Genomic DNA, 1,576 nt, shown 5'->3' on the forward strand with positions numbered 1-1,576 from the left:
GCGGGCATGTCGAGGACGACCACGGTGGGGGCGTGCCCGGTGGTGTCGTACACGTGTTGTGCGACGGCCAGAGCGGCCACCGGCGCGGGATGTCGCACCTGCGGTCAGCATCGAAGAGCGAGTCGCCACCATCGGGCTGCGGTTGCCCGGACGACTTGGCGTGTCTCCACCCTCACAGCGTGACGGCCGGTGAACAAGTGCCGCCCGAGTGCATGTTCGCGCAATTGCAGCTACCTGCATCCGGCCGCGGGCGCGACGGTCCGGACGGCGGGGTGGATTCCGGTGGAACCGGGGCGGGCCGGGGGCGTCGGCACCACCCGGCAGCGCCGTTGCCCGGCCGTGCGCGTTCCTGCACCGGCCGCATGCTCCTGAGCTGCGCGTTCACGCAGGCCCGGGGGTCCGGCGCCGCCTCAGCGGGCCAGCAGCCGGCCCCGTGCCAGCCCGGCGGCGGTGCCGCCCGCGGCGAGCACCCAGGCGAGCGCCAGCAGCAGGTACAGGCCGACGGCCAGGCCGCTGAAGCCCCCGAAGCCGGTGTGCCGGGCGAGCGCGGAGGCTCCGGTGACGCAGGTGCCGACCGGGAAGGTGTACGCCCACCAGGTCATCGCGAACGGCATCCCGGCCCGCCGGGCCCGCAGGTTGGCGGTGAGCGCGACGGCCAGCCAGAGCATGGCGACGCCGATCACCGCCACGCCGTACAGCTCGGCGAGGTCGGCCATGGCGGGCGCCAGCGCGGGCAGCACCGGGCGGGCGGCGTCGGCGAGCTGGTGGACCGCGGTGACGGACTGGCCGAGCGGGCCGAGCACCAGGAACAGCGAGGGGGTGAGCGCCAGGGCGGGCAGCTTGCTGTGGAGCAGCCCGGTGAACACCACCGGCAGCAGCACCAGGGTGGCCAGCAGGCCGACCCCGAACAGCGCCCAGCAGCCGTACAGCATGGCCTGCTGGGCCGTCCCGGCCGGCAGGTGGGGGACGAGCGCGGGGCCGCAGGCGGAGGCGACCAGCGGGGCGACCACGGGCAGCAGCCAGGTCGGGTTGGCCTCCAGGGCGGAGAGCCGGTGCCGGGTGATCATCAGGTACGGGATGCCGCCGGCCACGGCCAGCGCGTACAGGGTGCCGAGGCTCCACAGCACCGCGTCCAGGGCGACCGCCGGGCCGGTGCCGATGACCCGGGAGCCGAGCAGCAGGGTGCCCAGCCCGACCGCCAGCAGCGCCATCGGCGGGCAGCCGTAGAAGACCGCGGTGGCCGGGTTGTCCAGCAGCTGGGCGCGGGCCGCCTCGCGGTGCCGGGTCAGGTGGACCAGCCGGGCTCCGGCCAGCACCAGCAGGGCGGCCAGCGCGAGCGCCCACATCGCCTCGCCGAAGGCGGTCAGCCCGGGCGGCCGCACCGGCAGCACGGCGGCGCCGTTCGCCAGGATCGCGGTGCCCATCACGGCGGCGTACCAGTTGGGGCCGAGTTGGGCGAGGTCGGGCCGGCGGCGGACGGCGGGGCGGGCGAGGGGGCGGATACCGGCCAAAGTGGACATGTCCCCACCGTCGCCCGGAAGGCCGGGCGGCCGGTAGCGCCGGGGCTTCTATGGGG

At 76.0% G+C, this 1,576-nt stretch carries 1 protein-coding gene; it reads right to left on the reverse strand.

Annotated elements, in window-relative coordinates:
- Nucleotides 1-410 precede the first annotated feature (410 nt).
- Nucleotides 411-1,520: a TDT family transporter gene (locus ACIQOV_RS40815; protein WP_401056117.1), complete on the reverse strand. Its 1,110-nt coding sequence runs from the start codon at nt 1,518-1,520 to the stop codon at nt 411-413.
- Between the last annotated feature and the right edge of the window lie 56 nt (nt 1,521-1,576).

It is taken from the genome of Kitasatospora sp. NPDC091257 (assembly GCF_044757675.1).
GTDB classification, from domain to species: Bacteria; Actinomycetota; Actinomycetes; order Streptomycetales; family Streptomycetaceae; genus Kitasatospora; species Kitasatospora lactacystinica.

What these genes read in the sequence shown, in the direction of transcription:
- ACIQOV_RS40815 (WP_401056117.1), bottom strand. Translation starts at nt 1,520, where the DNA reads ATGTCCACTTTGGCCGGTATCCGCCCCCTCGCCCGCCCCGCCGTCCGC.